The sequence below is a fragment of the Anaerosporobacter sp. genome (assembly GCF_965301125.1).
Genome location: NZ_CBDLAM010000341.1, coordinates 1159 through 2225 on the forward strand (window position 1 = coordinate 1159; position 1067 = coordinate 2225).

Annotated in this window: 1 protein-coding gene and 1 other RNA gene; both read right to left on the reverse strand. The window is 36.7% G+C overall.

The features are described from left to right. Positions 1 to 154: 154 nt before the first annotated feature. Positions 155 to 516: a transfer-messenger RNA gene (ssrA, locus tag ACW2QF_RS19700) on the reverse strand. 135 nt (positions 517 to 651) lie between these two features. Next, a complete protein-coding gene (locus tag ACW2QF_RS19705) occupies positions 652 to 963 on the reverse strand; it encodes a hypothetical protein (RefSeq protein WP_455717719.1) in 312 nt (103 codons plus the stop codon). Positions 964 to 1067 lie beyond the last annotated feature (104 nt).

The window sequence follows — 1067 nt, forward strand, 5'->3', positions numbered from 1 at the left end:
TTAAGAAAGATGATATAGATAAAAAGAAGTATAAGGCATGGTTAACTCTATGCGGAAAAGATGATACTGTCTCATCATTGGAGGAGTTCAAAGAGTTTATGCTACATGAAATGCAACACATAGAAAAAAGAGCCTTGAATAATCAAGACTCTTAGCATGGAGCTGAGGGGAATCGAACCCCTGTCCGAAAGCCCATCCATTGTAGCATCTCCCATTACAGTCAGTCTTTTATGCAAACCCGAAGTTTGCTGTTCCCTCCGCTAATCGCCGACTAACAGGCTATTAGTTTTGGTAGCTTCATGTTTCTTTTATCCTCTCAAAGCTTTGAAGACAAAGTGCCTCGCAAGTTTGATGCCGAGTCCTTAAGCAGCGAGTGGCTTAAGGTCGACAGCTGCCACTAGGCAGCGTACGCTAAATTTTCGTCTGCGTTTATATTTAATTCTAAGTTTTTACGTGGTCCTAGTCCACGAATGGCTTCCACAACTTCAAAACCCCCGTCGAAACCAGTACAACCCCGAAATTAATATTCTAATAATTAGAATGTATCTTTCGCTTACATTGCTGTATGGTAAACAGACGTGTAATTATAGTATAACATAATAATATTTTTGTCAAGAGATAACTGGTTTATACCTCTATAGAAATTGTTTCCTATTCTTTTAATACATTCCAACTACATTCTTGTTTCCAATATTCTTTTTTCTCTATGTACGATTGATTTAACCAATCAGCAGCCTCTTTGATTGCTTCTGTGGTAAACTCAAATTCCTTGTTAACTTTTAAGCTATCATCTGTATTATCAAAATTAAATGGCTGTGGCCATATTGTTACCAAAAGTGAAGTTACAGGTTCTTCTCCCTCAGTTACTACTTTTTTTAGACGATATCGCATTCCATTTAAACTACCTGTGAATGTTTCTTTTTTAAGCAGATTGATATTCACAAAGTTGTCTCTGTTTATCATATAGTACCTCCATGTATCTACTCAAAATTACAAGAACGTTATGATATTCTTGCTAAAGGACACATATCAGCTAGCAAATATACCGCTTCTACGTGCCCTTATTC